The 24,952-nt window shown below is 58.2% G+C and carries 23 protein-coding genes; 19 read left to right on the plus strand and 4 right to left on the minus strand.

Features of this window, described 5'->3' with window-relative positions; translation table 11 throughout:
• Nucleotides 1-303: 303 nt before the first annotated feature.
• The 13 genes from AC06G8_RS06485 (at nucleotide 304) to AC06G8_RS06545 (ending at nucleotide 14,378) form a co-directional block, all read left to right on the plus strand.
• Nucleotides 304-1,512 (plus strand): branched-chain amino acid ABC transporter substrate-binding protein, encoded by a 1,209-nt coding sequence (locus AC06G8_RS06485; protein ID WP_447665347.1) that lies wholly within the window; start codon nucleotides 304-306, stop codon nucleotides 1,510-1,512.
• An 85-nt stretch (nucleotides 1,513-1,597) separates the two neighbouring features.
• The gene (locus AC06G8_RS06490) at nucleotides 1,598-2,581 is read left to right on the plus strand and encodes a branched-chain amino acid ABC transporter permease (RefSeq protein WP_447665345.1); all 984 of its coding nucleotides are present in this window, start codon (nucleotides 1,598-1,600) and stop codon (nucleotides 2,579-2,581) included.
• 9 nt (nucleotides 2,582-2,590) lie between these two features.
• The gene (locus tag AC06G8_RS06495; RefSeq protein WP_447665370.1) at nucleotides 2,591-3,871 is read left to right on the plus strand and encodes a branched-chain amino acid ABC transporter permease; all 1,281 of its coding nucleotides are present in this window, start codon (nucleotides 2,591-2,593) and stop codon (nucleotides 3,869-3,871) included.
• A 22-nt stretch (nucleotides 3,872-3,893) separates the two neighbouring features.
• Nucleotides 3,894-4,679: an ABC transporter ATP-binding protein gene (locus AC06G8_RS06500; RefSeq protein WP_447665344.1), complete on the plus strand. Its 786-nt coding sequence runs from the start codon at nucleotides 3,894-3,896 to the stop codon at nucleotides 4,677-4,679.
• The gene (locus AC06G8_RS06505) at nucleotides 4,676-5,380 is read left to right on the plus strand and encodes an ABC transporter ATP-binding protein (RefSeq protein WP_447665343.1); all 705 of its coding nucleotides are present in this window, start codon (nucleotides 4,676-4,678) and stop codon (nucleotides 5,378-5,380) included. Before AC06G8_RS06500 ends, AC06G8_RS06505 begins: the two co-directional genes overlap by 4 nt.
• A gap of 92 nt (nucleotides 5,381-5,472) precedes the next feature.
• Entirely contained in the window at nucleotides 5,473-6,408 is a 936-nt protein-coding gene (locus AC06G8_RS06510; RefSeq protein ID WP_447665342.1) for an ArsR/SmtB family transcription factor, read from the plus strand.
• Nucleotides 6,409-6,579: 171 nt separating this feature from the next.
• Nucleotides 6,580-8,343 (plus strand): ABC transporter substrate-binding protein, encoded by a 1,764-nt coding sequence (locus AC06G8_RS06515; RefSeq protein ID WP_447665341.1) that lies wholly within the window; start codon nucleotides 6,580-6,582, stop codon nucleotides 8,341-8,343.
• Between the two features lie 75 nt (nucleotides 8,344-8,418).
• The gene (locus tag AC06G8_RS06520; RefSeq protein ID WP_447665340.1) at nucleotides 8,419-9,372 is read left to right on the plus strand and encodes an ABC transporter permease; all 954 of its coding nucleotides are present in this window, start codon (nucleotides 8,419-8,421) and stop codon (nucleotides 9,370-9,372) included.
• A gap of 17 nt (nucleotides 9,373-9,389) precedes the next feature.
• Complete coding sequence (gene opp4C, locus AC06G8_RS06525) at nucleotides 9,390-10,319, plus strand: oligopeptide ABC transporter permease (protein ID WP_447665339.1); 930 nt, start codon at nucleotides 9,390-9,392, stop codon at nucleotides 10,317-10,319.
• Nucleotides 10,320-10,328: 9 nt separating this feature from the next.
• Complete coding sequence (locus AC06G8_RS06530) at nucleotides 10,329-11,315, plus strand: ABC transporter ATP-binding protein (RefSeq protein ID WP_447665338.1); 987 nt, start codon at nucleotides 10,329-10,331, stop codon at nucleotides 11,313-11,315.
• Nucleotides 11,308-12,273 (plus strand): ABC transporter ATP-binding protein, encoded by a 966-nt coding sequence (locus AC06G8_RS06535; protein WP_447665337.1) that lies wholly within the window; start codon nucleotides 11,308-11,310, stop codon nucleotides 12,271-12,273. Before AC06G8_RS06530 ends, AC06G8_RS06535 begins: the two co-directional genes overlap by 8 nt.
• A gap of 179 nt (nucleotides 12,274-12,452) precedes the next feature.
• Entirely contained in the window at nucleotides 12,453-13,418 is a 966-nt protein-coding gene (locus AC06G8_RS06540; RefSeq protein WP_447665336.1) for an acetylxylan esterase, read from the plus strand.
• A 132-nt stretch (nucleotides 13,419-13,550) separates the two neighbouring features.
• Nucleotides 13,551-14,378: an alpha/beta hydrolase gene (locus AC06G8_RS06545; protein ID WP_480284774.1), complete on the plus strand. Its 828-nt coding sequence runs from the start codon at nucleotides 13,551-13,553 to the stop codon at nucleotides 14,376-14,378.
• Between the two features lie 104 nt (nucleotides 14,379-14,482).
• Here AC06G8_RS06545 and AC06G8_RS06550 read toward each other — a convergent pair whose 3' ends face one another.
• On the minus strand, nucleotides 14,483-16,306 hold the full coding sequence (locus tag AC06G8_RS06550) for a discoidin domain-containing protein (RefSeq protein WP_480284775.1): 1,824 nt from the start codon (nucleotides 16,304-16,306) through the stop codon (nucleotides 14,483-14,485).
• Nucleotides 16,307-16,753: 447 nt separating this feature from the next.
• Here AC06G8_RS06550 and AC06G8_RS06555 point away from each other — a divergent pair, with 447 nt between their 5' ends.
• The 3 genes from AC06G8_RS06555 (at nucleotide 16,754) to yunB (ending at nucleotide 18,831) form a co-directional block, all read left to right on the plus strand.
• A complete protein-coding gene (locus AC06G8_RS06555; RefSeq protein WP_480284776.1) occupies nucleotides 16,754-17,188 on the plus strand; it encodes an RrF2 family transcriptional regulator in 435 nt (144 codons plus the stop codon).
• A gap of 80 nt (nucleotides 17,189-17,268) precedes the next feature.
• Nucleotides 17,269-17,634 carry a hypothetical protein gene (locus AC06G8_RS06560; RefSeq protein WP_447665330.1) on the plus strand — a complete coding sequence of 122 codons (366 nt, stop codon included), beginning with the start codon at nucleotides 17,269-17,271 and terminating at the stop codon, nucleotides 17,632-17,634.
• 273 nt (nucleotides 17,635-17,907) lie between these two features.
• The gene (yunB, locus tag AC06G8_RS06565) at nucleotides 17,908-18,831 is read left to right on the plus strand and encodes a sporulation protein YunB (RefSeq protein ID WP_480284777.1); all 924 of its coding nucleotides are present in this window, start codon (nucleotides 17,908-17,910) and stop codon (nucleotides 18,829-18,831) included.
• Nucleotides 18,832-18,981: 150 nt separating this feature from the next.
• Here yunB and AC06G8_RS06570 read toward each other — a convergent pair whose 3' ends face one another.
• On the minus strand, nucleotides 18,982-20,004 hold the full coding sequence (locus tag AC06G8_RS06570) for a M23 family metallopeptidase (protein ID WP_480285396.1): 1,023 nt from the start codon (nucleotides 20,002-20,004) through the stop codon (nucleotides 18,982-18,984).
• Between the two features lie 163 nt (nucleotides 20,005-20,167).
• Between AC06G8_RS06570 and lipA the strand changes: the two genes are divergently transcribed.
• Both lipA and AC06G8_RS06580 read left to right on the plus strand, forming a co-directional pair.
• Entirely contained in the window at nucleotides 20,168-21,064 is an 897-nt protein-coding gene (gene lipA, locus AC06G8_RS06575; RefSeq protein ID WP_447665328.1) for a lipoyl synthase, read from the plus strand.
• A gap of 34 nt (nucleotides 21,065-21,098) precedes the next feature.
• On the plus strand, nucleotides 21,099-22,073 hold the full coding sequence (locus AC06G8_RS06580; RefSeq protein WP_480284778.1) for a YutD family protein: 975 nt from the start codon (nucleotides 21,099-21,101) through the stop codon (nucleotides 22,071-22,073).
• A gap of 85 nt (nucleotides 22,074-22,158) precedes the next feature.
• Here the strand turns inward: AC06G8_RS06580 and AC06G8_RS06585 are convergent, their stop codons facing one another.
• Together AC06G8_RS06585 and ylbJ are read right to left on the minus strand one after the other, a co-directional pair.
• Nucleotides 22,159-22,956, minus strand: a complete 798-nt coding sequence (locus AC06G8_RS06585; protein WP_447664947.1) for an NAD kinase — start codon at nucleotides 22,954-22,956, stop codon at nucleotides 22,159-22,161.
• 82 nt (nucleotides 22,957-23,038) lie between these two features.
• Entirely contained in the window at nucleotides 23,039-24,106 is a 1,068-nt protein-coding gene (gene ylbJ / locus AC06G8_RS06590) for a sporulation integral membrane protein YlbJ (RefSeq protein ID WP_447664859.1), read from the minus strand.
• Nucleotides 24,107-24,543: 437 nt separating this feature from the next.
• Between ylbJ and AC06G8_RS06595 the strand changes: the two genes are divergently transcribed.
• Complete coding sequence (locus tag AC06G8_RS06595; RefSeq protein ID WP_480284779.1) at nucleotides 24,544-24,942, plus strand: globin domain-containing protein; 399 nt, start codon at nucleotides 24,544-24,546, stop codon at nucleotides 24,940-24,942.
• Nucleotides 24,943-24,952: the final 10 nt, after the last annotated feature.

The following is a 24,952-nucleotide window of genomic DNA, read 5'->3' on the forward strand; positions in this document are numbered from 1 at the left end:
CGGAGGACGGCGAGGGTCTTTTTTTCGTTGATTTCATTCGATGTCCCGATAGGATGTGCTAGCAAAACCGGGAAACTGAATAAAATAATCTTCGTTTCAATAATTATCTGAAATTTTATTCCAAAAGATAGATGGTTGACTTTCTGTAACTAATCCTCTATTCCCTATTATGGGAATTATTTTTTTACAAACTGTAAAATGATAGGTTACACCGGATTGCTGAACCTCATCTTCGTAGGTATACTAACCTTGCGTTCGTTATATATATGTTAAGTAATATTACATGAAACGGGAGGACAATGAATGAATTCAAAGGGGATTGGAAAAGGAAAAGGACTTGCCGCGATTGTTCTGGTGATGGCATTGGCTGCAGGATGCGGCTCCGGAAACGGCAATTCGTCATCGAACCAAGAGGGCGGTGCCAAAAGCGGCGGACAGGTCATCAAGATCGCTTCGCAGTCTCCGCTGTCGGGCGGAAGCTCGATTCAGGGAGAGGCGATCAAGCTCGGAGCCCAGCTGTCGCTCGACGACCACAAGGACGAGTTCTCCAAGCTGGGCTTTACGCTAGAGCTGGTCCCGTACGATGACCAGAGCGATGCCAAAAAGGGTGTTGCCAACGCCGAGCAGATCGGCGCCGACCAGGCCGTCGTGGGCGTCATCGGCCATCTTAATTCCGGCGTTTCCATCCCCTCCTCCGTCGTCTATGAAAAATACAATCTGCCGATGATCTCCCCCGCCAGCACGGCGACGGAGTTCACCGACCGCAAGCTCAAGGTGGCCAACCGCGTCGTCGCGCGCGACGACTTCCAGGGCCCTGCCGGAGCCCAATATGCGGTGAAGACGCTGAATGCCAAAAACATCTTCGTCATACAAGACAAGACGGCTTACGGCCAAGGACTGGCCGAAGCTTTCCGGGATGCGGCCAAGGAAGCGGGAGCAACCATCGTCGGGTACGAGGGCATTACGGTCGGGGAGAAGGACTTCAACGGCGTGCTGACGACCGTCCAGAGCAAGAAGCCGGATCTCATCTTCTTCGGGGGGATGTATGCGGAAGGCGCCCTGCTTGTGAAACAGGCGAAGGACAAAGGGATCACAGCTCCGCTCATGGGCGGCGACGCGCTGGATTCCTCCGGCATGGCGGACATCGCGGGACAGGATGTCGCCGGCACTTTGTACAGTTCCGTCGCAGGGGACATCACGAAGTCCAACAAACAGTGGGCGGACAACTATCAGGCGAAATTCAGCAAAGGGCCGGAAGGCTACTCGGTCTATGCCTATGATTCGATGTCGGTCATGCTGGCCGCCGTCAAGAAGAGCATCGAGGACAACGGGGGCAAGCTGCCTGCCCGCGAGAAGATCCGCGACGCGGTGCGGGCGACGAAGGACTTTGAAGGCGTGGCGACCAAAGTGAGTTTTGACGACAAAGGCGACAATCTGTACGCCAAAGTGTTCATTTACAAATTCGAAGGAGCTTCCTATCCGGGCAGCATGATATCGGAGGTCAGCCAGTAACTGCCGGACATGCCGCGCAGGCGTGCGCGATTCCCGCAAGGGATCGTTCCGCGCCTGCTTTTTGAATCGGAGAGGAGCCCATAAGATGAACGACATCCTGCATACGCTTCCCCAGGTGCTGATCGACGGCATGGCGCTCGGAGCGATCTACGCGGTCGTAGCGCTGGGCTACACGATGGTATATGGAATTCTTGAACTCATCAATTTCGCGCACGGAGAAATTTTCATGACGGGCGCTTTCGTCGGCACGGCTGTGCTGCTCGCTGCCCAAGGAACGGGACTCGCCGCAAGCCTGCCGCCCTGGCTGTTCTATCTGCTCATCCTGCTGATCGCGATGATGTTCACCGGCGCGCTCGGGGTGGGCATCGAGCGGGTGGCTTACCGCCCGCTGCGCAAGGCTCCGAAGCTGATCTCGCTCATTGCCGCCTTCGGCGTCTCCTTCGTCCTCCAGGACGTCGTCCGCTTCATCGCAGAGCTGCGGACAGGCAATTATATCGTGAGCAGCAGCTCCATATACGGGGAGCGGATGAGCCTGCGCGCCTCCTCCATCAGCAGCATATTCGGCGATGCCACCGTCAAAACCAACACCCTCATCATTCTCGGCGCCGCCCTGCTGCTCATGGTCGCTCTGGACCGGTTCGTCAACCGGAGCAAATGGGGCGTTGCGATGCGAGCCGTCGCCCAAGACCGCGAGACGGCTTCCCTCATGTCCATCAATGTGAACAAGGTCATCGTCCTGACCTTCTTCATCGGATCGGCGCTCGGCGGAGCTACCGGCGTGCTGTTCGCCCAGCAGTACGGGACGATCGATCCCTATATCGGCTTCATTCTCGGCATGAAAGCGTTCACGGCAGCCGTTCTAGGCGGAATCGGCAACATCCGCGGCGCGATGTTCGGCGGCTTCGTCATCGGCATTCTGGAGATGTTCGCCTCCTCGAACCTCGGGACGCTGACCGGCGGCAGCTTTGGAGCCGAATACAAGGACGTCTTCGCCTTCTCCATTCTCATCATCGTCCTGATCTTCAAACCCGAGGGCCTGTTCGGCAGAGCCGTCAAAGAGAAAGTGTAGGTGGCGGATATGCAAATCAATCCAACCCGCGAGAGGCTTGCCGGCAGCAAGTCCGCGCAGGCAGGGCTTCTAGCTGCTTTTGTCGTCGCGACTTCCGCTGCAGTCTATCTGATGGACAAATCCGTTCTCGCCTTCCTGCTGCTGCTCGGCTCGCTGCTGCTGCTGTATTACACCGGCTTCGGAAACGGCATCAAGTGGGTATCTGCCGGCATCCTGCTGCTGCTGATCATCCCCTTCGCGGCCTCCGGAGGGCCGTCGCACGAGGCTTATATGGAAGTAGCGGCTCAATGCGGCATTTATGTCGCCATGGCGCTCGGCCTCAACATCGTCGTCGGCTTTGCCGGACTCCTGGATATGGGCTTCGTCGCTTTTTTCGCAGTCGGGGCGTACACTTACGGCATCTTTGCCACGGCGCAGGCGAACAACTTCATTTCCGGCAGCCTGTTCCCGCTGCCGGGCGGCAGCTTCTGGATCTTCATCCTGCTGGGCGGCTTCATGGCCGGCATCTTCGGCATTCTGCTCGGTCTGCCCGTGCTTCGCGTCAAAGGCGACTATCTGGCCATCGTCACGCTTGGATTCGGGGAAATCATCCGGATCATCTTCAACAATATGGAAAAGCCGGTCAATATAACCAACGGGGCCATGGGCCTGTCCTCCATCCAGCCGCCGGACTTGTTCGGCTTCAAGTTCACGTTTCCGCATCAATTTTACTTTATCGTGATCGGGATTCTTGCCCTTGTCATCTTCGCGGTCCGCAGGCTGGAGCATTCCCGGCTCGGGCGATCGTGGAAGGCGGTCCGCGAGAACGAGATCGCCGCGCAGTCGATGGGCATCCCCTTGATCCGGACCAAGCTGGCAGCCTTCGCGATCGGAGCTTCCTTCTCCGGAATGATGGGCGTCGTATTCGCAGCCAAGCAGACCTTCATCGATCCGACAAGCTTCACGCTCGTGGAATCCACGACGATTCTTGTCATGGTCGTGCTGGGCGGAATGGGCAGCGTGCCGGGAGTGATTTTGGGCGCGAGCCTCATTACGATCCTGAATCTGCAGGTGCTGACCGAGCTGACGAGCGCGCTGAACGCCCTATCCAACAACGGCTACATCGGGATCCCTACGGCGTTGTCTCCTTCCAAAATGCAGCGGCTTATTTTCGGGCTGATCTTGATCCTGTTCGCGATATTCCGGCCGAACGGCCTGATCCGGGCACGCAACCGCAAAGTCAGTCTGGAATCCGTCGCGGGAAGCGGCGTTTATCCGGCGTCTGCCGGCAGGACGGCAATCCGCAAGTAAATCGTTCGATGGGAGGTGCCTCATGGCGATATTGACGGTATCAAATCTCAAGAAGCGCTTCGGCGGCCTCGTTGCCGTGAATGGGGTTGATTACAGCTTTCCGAAAGGAGAAATATCGGCTGTCATCGGTCCCAACGGGGCAGGGAAAACGACCTTTTTCAATCTGATCACCGGCATCTATGTTCCGGACGGGGGCCGCATCGAGCTGGACGGGAAATCCTTGGTACGGGCAAAGCCGCATGTGATCGCAAAGCTTGGCATCGCGCGGACGTTCCAGAACATCCGTCTGTTCGGAAGCATGAGCGTCCTGGAAAACGTCATGGTCGGCATGCATATCCATCTCAAGTCGGGGATACCTGGCACTATTCTGGGATTGGGCAAAGTGCGGCATGAGGAGCAGGAGGCGAGGCGGGAGGCTTACCGGCTGCTCCAGTATGTAGGCCTTGAAAAGCACTTCAACGAGGAGGCGTCCAGCTTGCCTTACGGCGCGCAAAGGAGGCTGGAAGTCGCCCGGGCTCTTGCCGTCAAGCCGAAGGTGCTGCTCCTGGACGAGCCGGCGGCGGGCATGAATCCGCGCGAGACGACTGAGCTGACCGCGCTGATCCGCAGGATGCAGCGGGAGCTCGAGCTGACGGTCATCCTGATCGAGCACGACATGAAGCTGGTCATGCGCCTGGCCGAGCATATCCTCGTGCTCGACCATGGGGAGAAGATCGCGGAAGGAGGCCCGGCCGCCATCCGCGACAATCCGAAAGTCATCGAGGCTTATTTGGGCAAAAGCGCCGTGGAAGAGGGGATGATGGCATGAGCTTGCTGGAGCTGAACGGGGTGCAGGCCTATTACGGAGGAATCGAAGCGCTGAAGGGAATATCTCTGACCGTCGGCGAAGGAGAAATCGTCACCTTGATCGGATCCAACGGAGCCGGCAAGTCCACCACGCTCAAGTCGATTTGCGGACAGGTCAAAACCTCGGGAGAAATCCGCTTCAAAGGGGAGGGGGTCGCCTCCTGGCTGCCCCATCAGATCGCGGCTGCCGGCATCGCCCACGTCCCGGAAGGCAGACGGATTTTTCCGAAGCTTACGGTCAAGGAGAACCTGGAGATGGGAGCTTTTTCCGTCAAGGACAAAGCTGTCGTCAAGGAAAGGATCGAGCAGGCGTTTGCTTATTTCCCCAGGCTCAAGGAAAGATACCGGCAGGCGGGCGGCACGATGAGCGGAGGGGAGCAGCAGATGCTGGCGATCGCCCGCGGGCTGATGATGAAGCCGGATATCCTGCTGCTCGACGAGCCGTCGATGGGGCTTGCGCCCGTGCTTGTCGATCAGATTTTCGAAATCATCCAGGAGCTCAACGCGTCCGGCATGACGATCCTGCTCGTGGAGCAGAACGCCTACCATGCGCTGCAGATCGCGGATCGGGGCTATGTCATCCAGACCGGGGAAATTACGATGCAGGGCAAGGCGTCCGAGCTCATCGTCGATGAGCAGGTCAAAGAAAGCTACCTGGCATGATACTGATTTTTGGCTTGCAGAACAAATGGGTTTTCGTGTAGAATACGCCCAAACTGGTATCTTCAAGGATAGCGCAAAAAGGGCGTGCCATTATGACCTATCAAGTCCACATCATGTTCAAGCCGCTGCATGAAGCGATGAGCAGTCTGCACGCTTATATATGCCGCAAATCCCATAAAAAGCTGGATCTTCCGTCCTCATGGGCGGCGGAGGTCAGGGATCGGCTCACGCCGGATTTCGCCGCGCTGCTGGACGAGCTGGCGATCGACGCCAACTGGAAGTTCACCTTCTTGCTGATCCACCTGTGTCCGGCGGATGACGTCGCGGGCTTCGTCGCTTGGCTCCGCGGTCTGAGCGCAGGAGAGATGTACGAAATGATGGCGCCGTACAGCAGCCAGTTCCCGGAGGATATGGCGGCGTTCAGGGAGCTGACGGTTTCCGTCTTCTCCCGCTGGCAGGAGCAATATTTCCACTCGGCCGATCCGGCGATCCTGGAAAGGCTGAGGCAAGTAGAGGAGGAGCGGAAAGCCGTCCTGCCCGGGTCGGACAAGAAGGCTTTCGTCGATGAGACGACCAACGGTCTCGTGTTCGAGGCGATGCCGGGACTGGAGGATCTGGTGCTCATTCCCCAGATGCATTTCCAGCCGGTCAATATCATCAGCCATTTCCGCCGGCTTACGATCTGCTACTATTCCGCAAGAATCGATATGAGCGAGGACGACTTCCTCTCCGCCCATGATTTCCGTGTCATCCGAAGCCTCGGCGAGAAGAGCCGGCTCAAGATTCTCCGTTACCTGCATGGAGGGCCGCGCAGCTTCATCGAGATCGTCAGGCATCTGCAGCTGTCCAAGGGGATTACGCATGACCATGTCGGCAAGCTGCGGAGCGCCGGACTCATCCACGCCCATTTTGAAGGGGAGACGCTGACCGTGTACAGCCTGCGGAAAGGGACTCTGGAGAGGATGCAGGCGGCTTTGAAGGCCTATATCGAGGCTGAGCCGCACCCAGCCATTTTAGATTCGATGTGACGATCGACTGGAATGGTTCTTTTTATGGCTTATTTTTTCTTTGTAGGGAGAAAATATTTGAAGTTCTCTCTTTACAGAACCGGATGGGGCTCCTATAATGGGGATAATTCAGTAATTCATACTTAATCAATCGGAATTATACTCTGCTATTCGATTGAGCGGGAGGGTCTTATGAAAAAAAGAATGAAAGTCTCTGCATCCATCTCCGTTTTGCTGGCGGGAGCGCTGCTGCTGTCCGCATGCTCGGACAACAGCGGCAACGTAAACAACGCCGCCGATGGAGCATCGGGAACGACGAATACAGCCGTGAACGCTGGCGCGGACAATGCAGGCGGCGCTTCAACGGACGGCGCAGCGGGTGTCATCCAAGCAGCCGATCTATCCAAGCTGCCGGCGACAGCCAAGCAGCGCACCGACACGATCATCGTCGGCTTGACCGACCCGAGCGGCGCCTTCACGCCTTACTTCCAGCAAAGCGGTTACGACGGCAACGTGTCCTCGCTGCTGTACACCCCGCTCGTTCTCGTGAACGACAAGGCGGAGCCGGTTCCGGGCCTGGCCGAGAAATGGGAAGCCTCCGAGGACGGCCTGACGTATACGTTCCATCTTCGCCAAGGGCTGAAGTTCAGCGACGGCTCGCCGCTTGCGGCCGAAGACGTCGCCTTCACCTGGACGATCCTGAACGACAAGTCCTATGACGGCGATTCGCAGGTCAACACGCTCGGCATCAAAGGCGCAGAGGCCTACAAAGAAGGCAAGGCCGCTTCGATCGAAGGCATCAAGGTCGCGGATCCGCAGACGATCAGCGTCACGCTGGAGAAGGCCAATGCAGCCGCGCTGACGACGCTCGGCGGCGATGTGCTGTCCAAGGCGTACTACGGCAAGGACTACAAACAAGGCGACACCGGCTATATGAAGTCGTTGAGCGCCACTCCGGTCGGCACCGGGCCTTATAAGCTGGTCAAGTTCACGCCTGGGCAGGAAGTGCGCTTCGCAGCCAATGAGAACTACTACGGCGACAAGCCGAAAACGCCGAATTTCATCTACAAAACATCCGAAGGCGACACTTGGCAGTACCTGGAAACCGGAGAGGTCGACTATGCCTCCTTCAGCGCCACCCAGGAAAACATCGACAAGCTGAAGTCTCTCGGATTCGTGAATATCGTTCCGTATACGCCAAGCACCTACGGTTATCTGCAGGTGAATCTGGAGCATGAAGCTCTCAAGGACAAAAAGGTGCGCCAGGCGCTGACCTACGGCCTCGACCGTCAAAGCATCTACGTGGATGCGGCGCAGGGAGCGGGCAGCATCGCCAACATTCCTTCGTCCCCGATCTCGTGGGCGTACACGGAAGAAGGCATCAACCCGTACAAATACGACCTGGACAAAGCGAAATCGCTGCTGGATGAAGCCGGCTGGAAAGAAGGCGCCGGCGGCATCCGCGAGAAGGACGGCAAGAAGCTGACGATCCATTATCTCGGCTCCAAGAGCAAGAACACGGATATCTTCATCGCCGTAGCCAAAGAGAACTATCAGGCGCTCGGCGTGGAATTCCAGCCGGAAATCTTCGCCGACTTCAACTCTCTCGTCTCCAAGGTGGAAGGCGGGGATTACGATCTCGTCTCCTTCTCGACGCCGATGCTTACGGATCCTTCGGATGGCCTGATGCAGTTCGTGGACGGAGAGGTCAAAGGCTACAGCAACCCGAAATTCACCGAGCTGTACAAAAAAGGCCTGGAGACGACCGACATCGAGCAGCGCAAAGCGATCTACAAGGAAATCTACCAGCTGCTGAACGACGAGCTTCCGGTCATCTTCACAAGCTACAAGAAGAGCGTGTACGCATACAATGCCCGGATCGAGAATTTGGCTGTGAGTCCGTTCTACGGCCTGGCAACGAGTCTGCCGCAATGGTCGCTCAAGGACGTGCAGTAATCGTTATGCTCGGATAAAAGAATCCATCCCCTGCCGGACTGAACGCGGCAGGGGATGACCTGTTAAGGAGCCGATATGAGCACATATTTGATCCGCCGCCTGAGCTATATGATTCTGATCCTGCTGGCAGCCTCCTTCCTGATCTTCTCGCTGTATGCCCTGACGCCAGGCGACTTCATCAGCGGGAACATCAAGCTGACGCCGGAGCGGAAGGCAGAGCTGCGCGAGATTTACGGCCTCAGCAAACCGCTGATGGAGCGGTACTTCACCTGGATGGGCAACGCCCTGCACGGCGACTTCGGCTACTCGCTCGCGCAGCAGAAGCCGGTGCTGACGATATTCAACGAGTATATCTGGAATTCGTTCCTGCTCGCCGTCGTATCCACCTTCCTCACCTGGTTCATCGCCGTCGTCATCGGCGTCATCGCGGCGTACAAGCAGTATTCCTGGTTCGATACGCTGGTCATGCTGGTCATATTCGGAGCGATGTCGATTCCGTCTTTCTTCATCGGCCTGTTCCTGATCAAGATTTTCGCGGTCGATCTCCACTGGCTGCCGCCGGGAGGCATCACGACGACAGGCAGCAATGCGGCCGGATGGGATTATGCGCTTGAGGTGCTCCGCCATATGACGCTGCCGGTCGCCGTCATGACGCTGCTCGGCCTTGGCTCTCTGACGAGATACTTCCGCAGCAACATGATCGATGTCCTCAAGCAGGACTATATCCGTACCGCACGGGCCAAAGGGCTGACCGAGCGCAAGGTGCTGTTCACCCATGCGCTGCGCAACGCCCTGCTGCCGGCGATCACGCTCGTTGGCTTCGAGCTGCCGGCTCTGTTCGGAGGCTCGCTCATCATCGAGAGCATCTTCAACTGGCCGGGCATCGGCCAGCTGTACATGAAGTCGTTCGGCTTGCGCGATTATCCGCTGCTCATGGGCTTCACGATGTTCCTGGCCGTTCTGACCGTCATCGGAACGCTGCTGTCCGACATTCTGTACCGCGTGGCGGATCCGCGCGTCAAACTATAGGAAGGAGGCTGCCATCCATGTCACTTGCAAAAGGCGAGCTCGCCGGACCGGGCAAGGCGAAAGCGAAAGCGGCGGCGAAATCCTCGCTCTGGGGCGATTCGCTCCGCAGGCTTCTGAAGAACAAGCTGGCCGTATTCGGCTTCGCCGTCGTCGTCTTCATGTTTGCGGTCTGCTTCCTCGGCCCGATGTTCTCTCCGTACGCGGACAACAAGATCAATATGGCGCTGATGAACAAGGCTCCCAGCGCCAAGCATTGGCTCGGCACCGACGCGCTCGGCAGGGATGTGCTGACCCGCGTGCTCCAGGCGGGCCGCATCTCGCTCACGGTAGGACTGGCATCCATGGTGCTGTCCGTCTTGCTGGGCGGCTTGCTCGGCATCATCGCAGGTTATTACCGCGGCGTAGCCGATCAGATCATCATGCGGATCGCGGATCTGCTGCTGACGATTCCCAGCCTTCCCTTGCTCTTCATCGCAGGAGCGCTCCTCTCGGAATGGAAGGTTCCTCCCGACTACCGGATGTACATCGTCATGATCATGCTGGCGATCGTCGGCTGGCCGGGCCTGGCCCGCATGGTCCGGGGCCAGATCCTCAGCCTCCGGGAACGCGAGTTCATGCAGGCGACGACGGTGCTCGGCCTGCGCAGCCGCCGCAAGCTGTTCAACCATCTGTTTCCCAATCTGGTGCCGCTTCTGATCGTCATCGCCACGCTGAATATCGGCGGCGCGATTCTCAGCGAATCCGTACTCAGCTTCTTCGGCCTCGGCGTCACGCCGCCGACTCCGACCTGGGGCAACATGATCGACGCGGCCAACAACATGATCGATTTCGAGAAGCGTCCTTGGCTGTGGATTCCGCCGGGTCTCTCCATCTTCGTGACGGTAGTCGCCATCAATATTTTCGGTGACGGACTGAGGGACGTTCTGGACCCGAAAAAGGGAAGGTAGGTGCGGGTCGTGAAAGACTTGCTGCATATCGAGCAACTGAAAACGCATTTCAGCACGGAAGCCGGCACGGTGCGGGCCGTCGACGGAGTCAGCCTGCATGTGCGGGCCGGCGAAACGGTCTGCATCGTCGGCGAGTCCGGCTGCGGCAAAAGCATTACGGCGATGTCGGTCATGGGATTGGTGGAAGGCCCGTCCGGCAAAGTCGTCGGAGGCGCCATCGAATTCGACGGGCGCGATCTGCTTGCCATGAAGGCGAGCGAACTGCGCACCGTGCGCGGCAACGATATCGCCATGATCTTCCAGGAGCCGATGTCTTCGCTCAATCCGGTGCTCAAGATCGGCGAGCAGATCGTCGAGCCGCTGATGGAGCATCGCAAGCTGAGCCGGAAGGAGGCGCGGGCGCGGGCGATCGAGCTTATTGCTCTCGTCGGAATCTCGCGGCCGGAGCAGATCATGGAATCGTATCCGCATGAGCTGAGCGGCGGCATGCTGCAGCGCGTCATGATCGCGATCGCGGTGTCCTGCGAACCGAAGCTGCTGATCGCCGACGAGCCGACGACCGCTCTTGACGTAACGATCCAGGCTCAGATCCTGGACCTGCTGCGCAGCCTCAAGGATGAAGGCGGGATGTCGATCCTGCTCATCACGCATGATCTCGGCGTCGTCGCGGAGATGGCCGACTACGTCGTGGTCATGTATTCCGGCAAGGTCGTCGAGGAAGGCGAGGTCGTCGAGCTGTTCAACCATCCGAAGCATCCGTATACGCAAGGACTGCTGAAGTCCAAGCCGATCATCAACCAGCGCAAGGACACGCTTTATTCCATTCCCGGACAAGTTCCGAATCCGCTCGAGCTGACGGAATCCTGCTACTTCCACGATCGCTGCGAGCATTGCATGGCGATCTGCGTGACCCAGGAGCCGAAGCTGAAGGATGTCGGGCAAGGCCAGAAAACGGCTTGCTGGCTGTATGAAGAGGGGGCGCTGGCCCATGTCTGAGGCTTTGCTGGAAGTGCGGAACTTGAAGAAATACTTTCCGATCAAGGCCGGGGTGCTGAACCGCACCGTCGGACATGTCAAGGCGGTGGACGACATCAGCCTGACGATCTCTCCGGGCGAAACGTTCGGGCTTGTCGGCGAGTCCGGCAGCGGCAAAAGCACGGTCGGCAAAACGATCGTGCGGCTGACGGAAAAAACGGATGGCGAAGTCCGCTTCAAGGGGCAGAATCTGTATGATCTTCCGTCCGAGAAGCTCCGCAGGCTGCGCCCCGAGCTGCAGCTGATCTTCCAGGATCCGTACAGCTCGCTCAATCCCCGCGTGCGGATCGGCGATGCCATCGGCGAGGCGCTGCTGGACCACGGCCTGGTGCCGAGGGAGGAAATCCGCGATCGGGTGCAGGAGGTTCTGGCGTCCTGCGGGCTGTCGGCGTACCATATCGACAGGCTGCCGCATGAATTCAGCGGCGGGCAGCGCCAGCGGATCGGCATCGCCCGCGCGCTCGCGCTGAATCCGGATCTCATCATCGCGGACGAGCCGGTGTCGGCGCTCGACGTCTCCATCCAGGCGCAGATCATCAACCTGTTCCGCCATCTGCAGGAGACGAGGAACCTTTCCTATCTGTTCATCTCCCACGATCTCAGCGTGGTGGAGCATTTGTGCAACCGGATCGGGGTCATGTACCTCGGCTCGATGATGGAGACGGGCACGCGGGACGAGCTGTTCCTCACGCCGCTCCACCCGTATACGAAGGCTCTGCTGTCCGCGGTTCCGGTGCCGATTCCGAAGCTGAAGCGGGAGCGGATCGTGCTGCGGGGGGATATTCCGAATCCCGCCAACCCGCCGTCCGGCTGCAAATTCCATACGCGCTGTCCGCTGGCCGTCGAGCGCTGCAAGCTTGAGGTGCCGGAGTTCCGCCATATGGGCGGAGAGCATTACGTGGCCTGCCATTTGGCCTGACGGGGCGCTCCATGATCAGAATCGCCTTTCCCCTCGAGATGAGGTTGGAGGGGCGATTTTTTTGTCGATCCCGCAACGCTCCATGCGGCTGAAGCTGCTGCCAAGGAGGACTCGCGGCGCAGGAGTCGAATGTTGAAAGCGACGATGGTTATCGATTGCGAAGGGAGCATCAAGTCAGTATGGGTTATATCGAAAAAGCAACCAAGGAGCTCTACGGCTATTTGCCCGAGCTGACCAAAAAGGAAGATTTCGACGCCTTCTGGTATCAGACTCTGAATCAGGCCAAGGCGGTGCCGCTGCAGCCGCAGCGGACGCAGATCGACTATCCGAGCCGGCATGTCGGCGTCTACGATATTTCTTACAACGGAATGGACGAGACCTCCATCCGGGGATGGCTGATCGTTCCGCATTTTCTGAAGAAGGAAAGCTATCCCTGCCTCATCCATTATCATGGCTTCTCGGGAAGCAGAGGCGAGCCGTCGGATCATATGCATTGGGCGATGATGGGCCTTGCCGTGCTCTCCGTCGATTGCCGCGACCAGGGCGGACCGACCGGGAACAGCGCCTCCTATACGCATGGCTTTGTCGGGAACGTCGCCGTCAAAGGCGTCCATGACAAGATGGAATACTACTATCGGCATGCCTATATGGACTGCCTCAAGGCGATTGACTTCGCCTGCGCCCAGGCGGAGATCGATCCCGCCCGCATCGTCATCGAAGGCGTCAGCCAGGGCGGGGCGCTCGGAATGGCGGTGTCGGCTCTGGACGACCGGCCAGCGGCAGTCCTGGTCGACGTTCCGAGCAACAGCAATCTAGAGGCCCGCGTCGAGGGCTGCCATGGCGCCTTCGGCGGCGTCACGGAATATTTGAAGCGGCATCCGGAGCAGACGGATCTCGTCCTGGACAATCTGAGCTACTTCGACACGATGAACATGGCCGACCGCATCCATTGTCCGGTGCTCGCTTCGGTCGCCCTCAAGGACGAGGTCTGTCCGCCGCAGATGTATTTCGCAACCTATAACCGGATTCGGACGGAGAAGGAAATGAACATCTATCCGTTCAATGGCCACGAGGGCGGCGGGTCGAGGCAGACGGAGGCCAAGCTGGCCTATTTGCAGCGGAAGTTTCCGGATTGGTTTCAATAGACCAGGTTGGGAAAGACTCGCGGGGAAACAGCTTCATGTAAGAACGAATTTCAATTGTCTCTACTTAAGTAGAACCATGATATTGCAGGAGAAAAAAAGGAGAGATGGCTTGTGAGGAGCGACAATCGCCAGATGATTGAATTATGGCCGTCCGGAGCGCCGCTGGCGGCTGGCGACGGCGAGGAAGACCGCCCGGCGCTGGCGCCTTACCTGGTTGAGGGAGCTGGAAGCGCCGTCGTTGTATGCCCTGGCGGCGGTTATGGGATGCGGGCGGAGCATGAAGGCGAACCGATCGCTCTATGGTTGAACACTCTCGGCATCTCTGCTTTTGTGCTGCGTTATAGAGTCGCGCCTTATACCTATCCGTCCCCGCAGGACGATGTGCAGCGGGCTATTCGCCATGTACGTCATCATGCGCCGGAATGGGGCCTCGAGCCGGATCGAATCGGCGTACTCGGCTTCTCCGCGGGCGGGCATCTCGCCGCGACCGCGGCGACTCTGTACGATGACGGACAGCCGGATGCTCAGGATCCGGAGGACCGGATATCGAGCCGGCCGAACGCAGCCATCCTTTGCTACCCGGTCATCTCGATGGACCTCGCCTATACCCACGAAGGGTCTCGCATCAATCTGCTCGGCCTTGATCCCGATCCGGCGCTGGTGGAACGGCTCAGTCCGAATCTTCAAGTAAACGCAGACACTCCGCCAGTGTTTCTTTGGCATACATCCGACGATGGTGCCGTCCCGGTAGAGAACAGCCTGCTGTTTGCTGCCGCTCTCAGCCGCGCCGGCGTGCCGTTCGACCTGCATGTCTATGAAAAGGGACGGCACGGAATGGGCCTCGCGGATGAAGATCCACATGTGGCGAGCTGGCATGCCGTTTGCGGACTTTGGCTCCAGCGGCAAGGCTTTGGGCAGTCGGGCAGTGCTTTGCAGCTTCGGTTTCTTGCGCGAAAATGAAGTCCAAGCCGAACAGGCCCGCATGCGCGGGCCTGAAGGCAAGGAGAAAGTTTGTGTCCGGACGTTTTACGTCCATTCAATTGCTGGAGAGGCGATGCGCATGATTACTTCCAGCCCGGCATCTCATCGAGCGTCAGCACGTTGGCGGCAGCGTAAATGCCCGGGAGCGTGCTTCGATTGTCCTCGATGAAGTCCGGCCAGAGCATGGCGTAAATCCATTTGTTCTGGCTGGCGAGCAGCGAGGCGGAAGGCATGAACTGGCATTCGCCGATTGCGATCGGCTTCCCTCCCGACACTCGCAGCATCGTATTGTAATTCGTCGTGGTATACCCCGTATTGTAGACGTCCAGAGAAGCGATATCGAAATAGGAAGTACCCGGATTGTAGGCGTCGATTTCCGTGCTGAGATTGGAGAAGTCCTGGATATTCCAAACCCAGATGATGTTCTCCAGTCCTTTCGTATTCGTCAAATAATCATGGGTGATCTGGTACAGCTTGGCGGTTCCGTTCGACCCCTTGTGGCAGGACCACCAGAAGACGCATTGGTTCATCTCGTGGAAGGGACGGAATAGAACGACGACATTGTTGTTCTCCAGGTCCTGCAAATACGTCGACAACGTGTCGAGGCGGCCGATCCACGCATTGTACAGGCTCGTTCCCGGCGTCGTGAGCTGGGTGAATTGGGCGTCGGTCAGCTTGGCCGGGTTCGCTCCGCCGATGTCGTCCCAGCTGCAATATTCGTCGCGGGTCGGCGCGCAGGCATGATACATCAGGGTGACGAGCGCGCCTTTGTTGAACTGGTTTTTGGCTTCGTTGATCATCGTCTGGCGCTTGTCGACGGCTCCGCTGCCGAAGCCGAAGTCGCCGCCCCACAAGGATGGCGTGCGTCCGGCGATGGACGCGACGGTGTTGCTGTCGCTTGTCGGCGTGCCGGCGTTTTTGTTCTCGATGCCGACGATCGTATGGTTGCCGGAGATTCCGTTCAGGTAATCCAGAACGCGCTGCTTGACGGCCGCGACGCCGGTGCCGCCGCCTCCCCCTGCGCTGCTGTAGACTTCGAATTCATAGAGGGAGAAGCCGTAGGTCGTAGCGCGCTGGATCAGATATACCTTGACGTAGCGGGCTGTCGTGGGAGAGAAGGCGATCGTATTGGTGCCGCCTGTGCCGCTGTAATTGGAGTAAACGGTCGTCCAGGAGCTGTTGTCGGTCGAGGTCTGGACCTGGAACTGCTTGGCATAAGCCGCTTCCCATTTCAGCACGACTTTGGCGATGCTTTGCTGGGAGCCGAGATCGACATAGATGTACTGTTGGTCGGCATAGGAAGAGCTCCAGCGTGTGGAAGCGTTGCCGTCGACCGCATAGGAGGCCGGAGTGGTGGAATCCTCAGTCGAGGAGACAGAGACCGGCTTGCCGAGGGCGAGATTTCCTGCAGAAGAGCTGCCGCCGTCGTCGCCGTAAATTTCAAATTCATAAAGGGAGTAGCCGTAGGCGGTCGCGCGGGTGAAGGCGTACATTTTCACATAGCGGGCGTTGGCGGAGAAGGTGATCGTGCTGTTGCCGCCTGTGCCGCTGTAATTGGAGTAGACGGTCGTCCAGGTCGCATTGTCGTTCGAGGTTTGAATCTGGAAGCCTTTGGCGTAAGCGGCTTCCCAGCGCAGCACGACGCTGGAGATGGAGCGGGCCGCGCCGAGATCGACGATGATATACTGCTGATCGTTCGTATTGGACGACCAGCGGGTGGATGTATTGCCGTCGACGGCGTTGGAGCCGCCGTATTCGGAGCTTTGGACCGAGGAGACCGTAACCGGCTTTCCAAGCGCCAGATTGACCGTTGCGGCTTTGGCGGAAGGGGAGTTGACGGCTCCGAGCGCGATAGAGATCAGAATGAGCGCAATAGCGCACAGCCAGGCGGAGCGGGAAATGGACACGTTACAAAACCTCCTGAAGATTGATTGGCCAAGCCTTGGCTAAATGCCGAATCATGCTGCTGACGTTAAATCGGCAGCGGCTGCTTTCGATGAGAAGCCGGCGGCTGCGCCTCAAGGCGATTCGATAAGCGGAGTCACCTCCTTTCAGATTTTCTGAATACGCTTCCATATTTCAACAATAGTATAGAATTCAATTTAAATTTCTGCAACAATTTAATTTTGTATAATTTCAATTCGAATTATGCTCGCAGCGTCAATAAAACGAATGCTTGGCATCCAAACTTCTTCAATTACCGCCGGCTGGGTGTTGGACGAGATTCGGCTTGAACGCTCCTGTGAGCGACAGCAGCTGCGCATAGGCCATTGAATCGGCTTTGCTGATTCAGTTGACTTCGACAACTGTTACCTGTAAAATAACAGTAAGCTTGCAGAGGGGAGAGGATATGGATGAACAGTGAATTCACGATTGCCGTGCATAGCCTCGTCTATCTGGCATACCGTACTGACCGGATGGCGACGAGCGAAGCGATTGCGAACAACGTGAATACGCATCCCTCCCGAGTCCGCAAGGTGATGAGCTGCTTGAAAAAGCGGAATTACGTCGTGACCAAGGAAGGGCTGGGCGGCGGCTATATCCTTCATTGCAGCCCGGAGAGCGTAACGCTTGCCGAAATTTATCGGGCGACCTCCATCGGAACGATGAAGCCTTCGTGGTGCTCCGGTACCGTAGAAGGAGACTGCCTTGTCGCCTGCAATATGGCGAGCGTCATGGACGTCATCTTCATGGAGACCGAGGAGAAGCTGCTTCAGCATCTGGAAAGCATGACGATCCGCGACGTGCTGGACCGCATCAAGTCCGCCCAGACCGCAGCGCTGGGCTAGGCTGCCAGGCGCTGATGCGGAGCTGTTTTACGAGCTAACTGTCACTTTTTTGAATATAGATTCTGGGGAGGCATGGGAAAATGAGTTCAGTAGATTACCTTATCGGCATGGGGGATTGGGTCAGCGGGACCACAGTCATGGATGAACGCTTCATCGGTTATATCGATTCGGTCGACTCCGACACCTGCCGGATCCACGTTACCCAGAGCGACCGCGAACGCATCATCGGCAAAAAGGTCGGGGCGAGGACATCGAAGGTGCGCAAGCTGGATGTCCATGAGCCTGCAACCGAAGCGGAACTGAGGAGCTTGATCGAGCTGGCGCTGATGACCAAGGACGAGGGCTGGTTCAAGGATCTTGCCTCCCGTCTGTCCGGCGACGATGAAAATGCGGCATCTAGCCCGGCTTTCGGAAATCCCGTACATCGCTTCGCTGTCTATGAATGAGGGCGGCAGCCGTTAAAAATGGACTGCCAGTTGTTCAGGCTGGCGGCGATGATCCCGGGCAAGCCCCTGTCTGCAGCTTGCAGGCAGGGGCTTTTCGTCTCTGACAAGGCCAGCCGGTCGGCTGGCCTTTTTTCTTTTGGCGAGGGCTGGATTGAATTTTCTCTCCACGATGGCTGAGCGATCTTCATGCTGAAATCCCGGCATTGTCCTTCTGATTGCGGCCTTGTACGCATAGGCTGTAGCAAAAGCGAACGAAGCCGGGAGGGATGGCCAGTGGCCCGATGGGGAAGGCGAGTCAGATGGAAGCTGCCGGTTGCTCCGGCCAAACGAATGCGCATGGCCAAGCCGCGTGCTTCTGGAGGCTGGAGGCCGGGAGCTTCCAAGCCGTCCGCGCAGTGGAGGCCGTCGGCCCGGACGACCTCACGGAGAATAAGCATTGCCCGAGTTCAAGGGTGGACTCCTCCATCCGTTCCCCATCCACGCAGAATCCGCAAACGGTGGTGGCTGCTGTTCCTGGCCCTTCTCGTTCTGGCCGGCACGGTGAACGCTTACGTGTTCGTCGAAAGGAAGCTTCAGCCCCCTCTGATGAGAGTGGCGCAGATCAAGGTGAAGCAGATCATGACCGAAGCGATCAACAAGGCGATTACGGAGCAGGTGGCTTCCAGAACGGATCTGCAGAACCTGATCGATTGGAAGACAGGCGACAACGGCAAGATAGCCGCTTTCATGATGAATTACAACGAGCATATGAAAATAACCGCGCAAACGGTCCAGACGGTGCAGAGCACGCTGAAGGACAGCGACAATTTCAAGGAAGGCATTCCGATCGGCCAGGCTTTCGGAAGCGCCCTGCTTGCTTCCTTCGGTCCGCGCATTCCGATCCGCTTCGAGCCGCTCGGAGACGCTCAGGTAGAGCTGGGCACTCGCAAAAGCGATGCCGGCATCAATATGGTTCTGGTTGAAGTCTATATCCGGATCAAAACCGAACTGTCCGTCATCATTCCGTTCGATTCCAGCTCCCAGTCTCTGGAGACGGAAATCCCGGTCTCTTATCTGATGGTAGTCGGCGATGTTCCAAGCTATTATTACGATGGCAAAGGCAATCCGGTCGGCGACGCCAAAGCTTCCGCGCCTGCTCTCGCCCTGCCTCCCATCCCGACGGACCCGGACACGGGCGGCGGCTCCGGGCAGCATTGAGCGAGTGGGGGACATAACCATCCAAGGAGAAGCTCCGGATTCGCTGACTCCAGATTCAGCCAACGGCATTAGCGAGCCGTAACTATTGGCGGACCAACAAATCAAAGCAGGCAAAGGCTAAAGAGCCTTCCGCCTGCTTTGTTTGCTGGTTCATTTCCCTTTCGCCTTCTTGGCTTTTAACTCCTGCCGTTCCCACTGCTTCAGCAGCGGATATGGGTCGAATGCCCATTCCACCATGCCTCGGTCACGATAAATGCCGTAATGTAAATGCGGCGGGAATTTTCCCGATGTGCCGGGCTTGCCGTATCCGGAGCTGCCGACCCAGCCGAGCGTCTGGCCGGGCGTCACGGCTTGTCCGGTTTTCAGCGATTTGTCAAAGCCGGACAGGTGGGCGTAATAGTGGTAGCGGTTCTCGGCGTCGCGGATTCCGATTCTCCACCCTCCGTAATTGTTCCAGCCCATGTTCTCCACGATGCCGTAGCAGGTGCTTCGTACAGGAAGGCCGTAGTCGGCGAAAATATCCGTTCCTTCGTGAATCCGATGGCCTCCCCAGCCGCGCGCGGTGCCCCAGGTGCTGCGATAGGAATAATTGGTTCCAACGGGAACGGGAAACGCGCTTCCGGACAGATCAACCCTGCCGTATGTCTTGTATAGCTGGGCGAACTGGCTCACCCGCTGGACGGCCCGGATATTGTGGTAGTATTCCCACACGCCGATGACGAAATCGTCCGGTGCTGTTCCATATTTGGCGATCGCGGCCGATTGGGAGTACAGCAGATCGAGGTCGCTGGCCGGATCGGCCTTCCCGTCTCCGTCCCCGTCCTTGCCTATTCCGCCAAAGACGAGGATGGAATCGGGATTGCGGTCGTCGACATCGGGGTTGAGAGCGCCCGTCCACTGCTCCGGGGTTACATATACGCCAGCCCATTTCCCTAATTTTGGCCTTGATTTGGGACGGGCTTTGCCGAGGGTCCGCTCGTATTGGTCGAGGGCGGCGACTTGCTCCCATGCCAGTCCGGTAAGGAGAGCCATCCGGGCGTATACCGGCTTGCGCTCTTCATTGTAGGACGCTTCCAGAGCCTGATCCTGCCCGGCGGATTCCGGCACGGCTGCGGCGGATACGGCTCCGGCGCCTGCGGACAGCAGCAAAATCGAGGCCGCCGCGAACATCATTATTTTCAACACGGTATTCCACCTCCACGGCAAAATGAAGCTTTGCCCTAGGTTCTGCACGGCGATTGGTTTTTATCCGAAACATGTTATAATAGATGACAGTTTGACGGTATCGTACCTTATACGCGATTTATGAGCTATTTACAGGAAAGCAGGGGATTTCATGAGTACGAGAGCTCCCAAGCCGAAGCTCCCGAAGCCGGAATGGCTGAAGATCAAGCTGTCGACGGACGGCAACTATGCTGAGCTTAAAGATATGATGCGTTCCAAGACGCTGCATACGGTATGCGAGGAAGCTCGCTGCCCCAATATTTACGAATGCTGGGCCAACCGCACGGCTACCTTCATGATTCTGGGCGATATCTGCACGCGCGCCTGCCGCTTCTGCGCGGTCAAGACGGGCCTGCCGACGGAGCTCGATCTCCAGGAGCCCGAGCGCGTGGCGGAAGCTGCGGAGCAGATGGGACTGCGCCACTGCGTCGTCACCTCCGTTGCACGCGATGACCTCTCCGATGGCGGCGCGATGATTTTCGCCGAGACGATCAAAGCCATCCGCAAGCGGCTCCCTCTCTGCAGCGTCGAAGTCCTCATCCCCGATTTTCTCGGGAAGCGGGAATCGCTGCAGACGGTCATGGACGCCAAGCCGGACATCCTCAACCACAACATCGAAACGGTCGAGCGCATGTCTGACCGCGTCCGGGCTCGCGCCAAATATGCCCGTTCGCTGGAGCTTCTGAAGCGCGCCAAGGAAATGAATCCCGACATTCCGACCAAGTCCAGCATCATGCTGGGCGTCGGAGAAAAATACGAAGAAATACTGGCTTCAATGGACGATCTGCGCGCCGTGGACTGCAATATCCTGACACTTGGCCAGTATCTGCAGCCGTCCTCGAATCATTTGGCTGTCGAACGCTACGTGCATCCGGACGAGTTCAAGCAGCTCAAGGAAGAAGGAATGGCGCGCGGCTTCAGCCACGTGGAATCCGGTCCTATGGTGCGCAGCTCCTACCATGCGCATGAACAGGTGAAATCCGCAACTGGAGCGGCTGCAGGCGTCTAAGCAGCAGCCGCCTGCCCGCGAGGAGGGTACGGACTTGATATTCGTCGGCACGAGAAAGTACGAGCTTATCCATGAGCACAAAACCGCCTGGAATGCGGAGGTGTTCCGCGATCGCTACAGCGACATCCTGGAGCGCTACGATTATATTCTCGGCGACTGGGGCTACAGCCAGCTGAGGCTCAAGGGCTTCTATCGGGACGATAGCCCCAAAGCGAACCGGGATACCGCATTTTCCGCCATCATGGAATATGTCAATGAATATTGCAATTTCGGGTGCGCTTACTTCATCATGGAGCTGAAGGAGCCGCTCAGCGCCGATCCGGACGCTCCTCCCGAGGAGCCGGGTCCGGACGACATCGTGATCGTGCCTGGCGTGCGCCGATTCGAAGAGGACAGCTACAGCCGTCCGCCGGCAGCTGATCGGCGCGGCCGCGGCGACCGCTCTTCCGGCAAGCGCGGCAACGATCAAGCCGACGGATCCGATGCGAAGCAAGGCGAAGCCGCTGCGGAAGCCGGCGGGGCCGGGGAAGCCGCAGCCGCCACCGAGCGGCGCGGCTCGCGCCAGAGCCCGCAGGGCGGACGCCAGGGCGGCGGCAAGCGCCAAGGCTCCGGCGGCGAGCGCCGCGGACCGCGCCGCGATGCCGCCGCGCCGGCTGCGCCAAGCGAGCGCCGCGAGCAGGCTTCGAGCGGCGATCGGCGTCCGCCGCTCCGCGAGCCCGCCGCTGAAGGCGGAGGCGAACGCCGCGAGCAGAGCGGCGGAGAGAGCCGGCGGGAGCGGCGCGGCCAAGCTGCGGCGGAACGCCCGCGCGAAGCTGCCGCCGCTCCTGAAGCTCGCAGCGAACGGCGCGAGCATCAGTCGGGGGGCAAGCGGCGCTCCGGCAGGAGCGGCGGTTATCCCCGCCGCGACGGCGACTCGGCGAGCGCAGGTCAAGGAGCGGGCGCAGAGCAGAAGTCCGGCGCAAGCAAGAAGCGTCCGTCTCAGCCTCCGATTCCGCCTCCGACCAGCTAAGCGTCAAAAAAAAGGATGTTCCCTGCAAGCCGGCTATGCCGTGCTTCGGGAACATCCTTTTTTATCGTTGCATGCTCGTCCGGTTTCAGTTGTCGCTGAAGTCGATGAACGCATCGCGCACGCGGTTCCAGAAAGGGAATGGACGGTAGCGGGCGAAGCTGATCTTGGCAGGAGCGACGCTGCAGCGGATGGAGCGGATATCGGCCCTCTCGATGCTCAGATGATCGATCGTAAGCAGCAGCCTTTGGTCCTTTTTGGAGACGATGTCGCAGTGGTGATGCTCGGGCAGGATGACCGAGGTGCCGAGCGTCCGGTAGACGCGGTTGTTGATCGATGCGATCTCCGCGAGCTGCAGGGAAGGAATGGAAGGGTGGATGACAGCTCCGTTGAGGCTCTTGTTGTAAGCGGTGCTGCCCGACGGCGTCGAGATGACCATGCCGTCGCCGCGGAAGGTCTCGAAGGGCTCGTCGTTGATGTTGACCTGCACGACGAGTGTGCCGTCGACGCCCTTGAGCGTGAATTCGTTCAAGGCCAAATATCCGGTTGCTCCCTCCGGGGTATCCAGTTCGATCTGGGCAATGGGATAACGGACGATGCGCGGCTTCTGTTCGGCCATCATCTCGACCAGCTGCTCGATCTCATCGGCCTTCCAGTCGGCATAGAAGCCGAGATGGCCGGTATGGACGCCGACGAAGGCAATGTCGTCGATCCGGTCCAAATAAGTATGGAAAGCATGGAGCAGGGTGCCATCCCCGCCAATGGAAACGACGGTATCCGGCTTCTTGTCGTTGCGAACGAAGCCTCGTGACGCAGCCAGCAGATGGAAACGCTCCGTCAATTCATTGGAATACCGGTCGCCTCTGCTGAGTACCACATAATTGATCAAGAAATGGCGCTCCTTCCGAAACAAACAGGATAACCTGATGATAGCGGAAAACCGGCGTGAAAACAATGTCGAACGCACTTCAGCCCGGTCCGAGCCAGCCCCATAGCAGATAGACCAGCGCCGCCGCGATAAGGCTGTGTGAGAGCCTTGCGAGCAGGAAGGGACGGTAGCGCAAGCCGGTATGGCTGAGCAGGCTGGCGATTTGGGCATGGACGGACAATCCGGCCCAGCTCAGCACCCATGCGGCGGCCGCTGCCTGATGAATGAGCGGCACTCCGGCTTCGGCAGAAGACTTGGCGCCGAGAGTGACCTCGAACAGCCCGCTTACGAAAGGAGCGGCCATATCGCCGGACAAGCCGAATAAAACAAACAATGCCGCGACGGAATGCTCCAGTTCCCCAAGCACCGAGGCTTGGCGCAGCAGCTCCATCAACACGGAGAACACGACGACGAGGCCTCCGACGACGATCATGAGCCTGAGGCCGGAAGCGATGGAATCCTTGAGCAGAACGCTGAAGGAGCGTCCGTCGAGCAGCCTTGCTTCGTGCATCGCCTTCAAGGCCGCGCTTAGGCCGCGCTGCGGCTTTCCCTTACCGGTATGTCCAGCGCGGGGGGCTATCTCCGGTTCCCTGGTACCGTGGAAACGCATGAGCACGCCGACGATGAGGCTGCCGCCATAATGGGCGGCTGCAAGAATGGGGGCAAGGGCCGACTGGTGGAAGAAGCCGACCGACACGGCTCCGAGCAGGAAAATGGGATCCGAGGTCGTCGTGATGGCGACGAGCCGTTCTCCTTCCACTCGGGTAAGGAGCTGTTGGTCCCGCAGCTGGGAGGTGAGCCTGGCTCCGACCGGATACCCCGACAAATAGCCCATCGCGAGCACGAAGCCGCCGCTGCCGGGAATCCGAAAAAGCGGGCGCATGAACGGATCCATCAGCTTGCCCATGAAATGGACGATTCCTATGCCGAGCATCAGCTCCGAGATGACGAAAAAAGGAAAGAGCGCAGGAAAAAGAACTTCCCACCAGATGGCTAGTCCTCTCAAAGAAGAATGGAGGACCGGTCCGGGAAAAACGGCCATCAGCGCTGCGAGCAGCGCCGCGCAGAAGGCGGTCACGGTACTGGGATGAAGCAGCATTCTTGCCATGTAACGATCCGCTCCTCCTTGTGAAGCCAGGTTAACCTTAAGATATGAGCAGCGATGGACAAACAGAAGCCGAATCGCGGGCAGCTCGAAGGGACCGGGTAGAAGTCAGAAAAATCAAAATGATGAAAAAAATCAATAGAAAACGCTTGCAAAAAGGGGTGGCATTTACGGGGCGATATGGTACAATAGCATTACCTTTACGATGCTTGGAGTGATGGACATGAGTATTGTCGCCGGCATTCTGGTCTGTGCTTTTGTGTATGTGATTCGCGAGTCCCTTATGGCTCCCGGTGAAGAAGAATACGATAGCTGAAGAATCCTACTTATAACCACATTCCAAATGCCCGCGGAAGCGGGCGTTTTTTTGTATGTAAAGGCTTTCGTAGTGAAGGAAGAAATCAAGACTAAAGAACTAATAAGGGAGGCAATCATTGCCGATGAATAGATATAACAGCCTATACGAAATGATGGGCGGTCATGAGACTGTAGTAAGAATGGTGGAGGCCTTTTATCCCAGGGTTCAAAAGGACGAGCTGCTGTCTCCGCTGTTTCAGCGGGACATCAAGCCGGTTATGGAAAAGCAAATCCAATTTCTAACCCAGTTTTTCGGCGGACCTTCCTTGTTCTCCGACCAGCACGGCCATCCGATGATGCGCGCCCGCCATCTTCCTTTCCCGATTACGAAGGAACATGCCGCTGCTTGGCTTGCCTGCATGAGCGGGGCTCTGGAGGAGATCGGAATGCCTGAGGATTTGAAGTCCCATGTGCTTGAACGGTTGTCAGGACCTGCCCATCATTTCGTCAATACCGCTTCGGACGGAGGCGACGAAAGCTAAGGAGATGATC

The sequence above is a fragment of the Paenibacillus sp. SJS-P3 genome (assembly GCF_056711585.1).

What these genes read in the sequence shown, in the direction of transcription:
- ylbJ (WP_447664859.1), bottom strand. Translation starts at nt 24,106, where the DNA reads ATGGCAAGAATGCTGCTTCATCCCAGTACCGTGACCGCCTTCTGCGCG.
- AC06G8_RS06515 (WP_447665341.1), top strand. Translation starts at nt 6,580, where the DNA reads ATGAAAAAAAGAATGAAAGTCTCTGCATCCATCTCCGTTTTGCTGGCG.
- AC06G8_RS06510 (WP_447665342.1), top strand. Translation starts at nt 5,473, where the DNA reads ATGACCTATCAAGTCCACATCATGTTCAAGCCGCTGCATGAAGCGATG.
- AC06G8_RS06560 (WP_447665330.1), top strand. Translation starts at nt 17,269, where the DNA reads ATGAGTTCAGTAGATTACCTTATCGGCATGGGGGATTGGGTCAGCGGG.
- AC06G8_RS06555 (WP_480284776.1), top strand. Translation starts at nt 16,754, where the DNA reads ATGAACAGTGAATTCACGATTGCCGTGCATAGCCTCGTCTATCTGGCA.
- opp4C (WP_447665339.1), top strand. Translation starts at nt 9,390, where the DNA reads ATGTCACTTGCAAAAGGCGAGCTCGCCGGACCGGGCAAGGCGAAAGCG.
- lipA (WP_447665328.1), top strand. Translation starts at nt 20,168, where the DNA reads ATGAGTACGAGAGCTCCCAAGCCGAAGCTCCCGAAGCCGGAATGGCTG.
- AC06G8_RS06495 (WP_447665370.1), top strand. Translation starts at nt 2,591, where the DNA reads ATGCAAATCAATCCAACCCGCGAGAGGCTTGCCGGCAGCAAGTCCGCG.
- AC06G8_RS06540 (WP_447665336.1), top strand. Translation starts at nt 12,453, where the DNA reads ATGGGTTATATCGAAAAAGCAACCAAGGAGCTCTACGGCTATTTGCCC.
- AC06G8_RS06545 (WP_480284774.1), top strand. Translation starts at nt 13,551, where the DNA reads ATGATTGAATTATGGCCGTCCGGAGCGCCGCTGGCGGCTGGCGACGGC.
- AC06G8_RS06505 (WP_447665343.1), top strand. Translation starts at nt 4,676, where the DNA reads ATGAGCTTGCTGGAGCTGAACGGGGTGCAGGCCTATTACGGAGGAATC.
- AC06G8_RS06490 (WP_447665345.1), top strand. Translation starts at nt 1,598, where the DNA reads ATGAACGACATCCTGCATACGCTTCCCCAGGTGCTGATCGACGGCATG.
- AC06G8_RS06485 (WP_447665347.1), top strand. Translation starts at nt 304, where the DNA reads ATGAATTCAAAGGGGATTGGAAAAGGAAAAGGACTTGCCGCGATTGTT.
- AC06G8_RS06500 (WP_447665344.1), top strand. Translation starts at nt 3,894, where the DNA reads ATGGCGATATTGACGGTATCAAATCTCAAGAAGCGCTTCGGCGGCCTC.
- AC06G8_RS06520 (WP_447665340.1), top strand. Translation starts at nt 8,419, where the DNA reads ATGAGCACATATTTGATCCGCCGCCTGAGCTATATGATTCTGATCCTG.
- AC06G8_RS06595 (WP_480284779.1), top strand. Translation starts at nt 24,544, where the DNA reads ATGAATAGATATAACAGCCTATACGAAATGATGGGCGGTCATGAGACT.
- AC06G8_RS06535 (WP_447665337.1), top strand. Translation starts at nt 11,308, where the DNA reads ATGTCTGAGGCTTTGCTGGAAGTGCGGAACTTGAAGAAATACTTTCCG.
- AC06G8_RS06570 (WP_480285396.1), bottom strand. Translation starts at nt 20,004, where the DNA reads ATGATGTTCGCGGCGGCCTCGATTTTGCTGCTGTCCGCAGGCGCCGGA.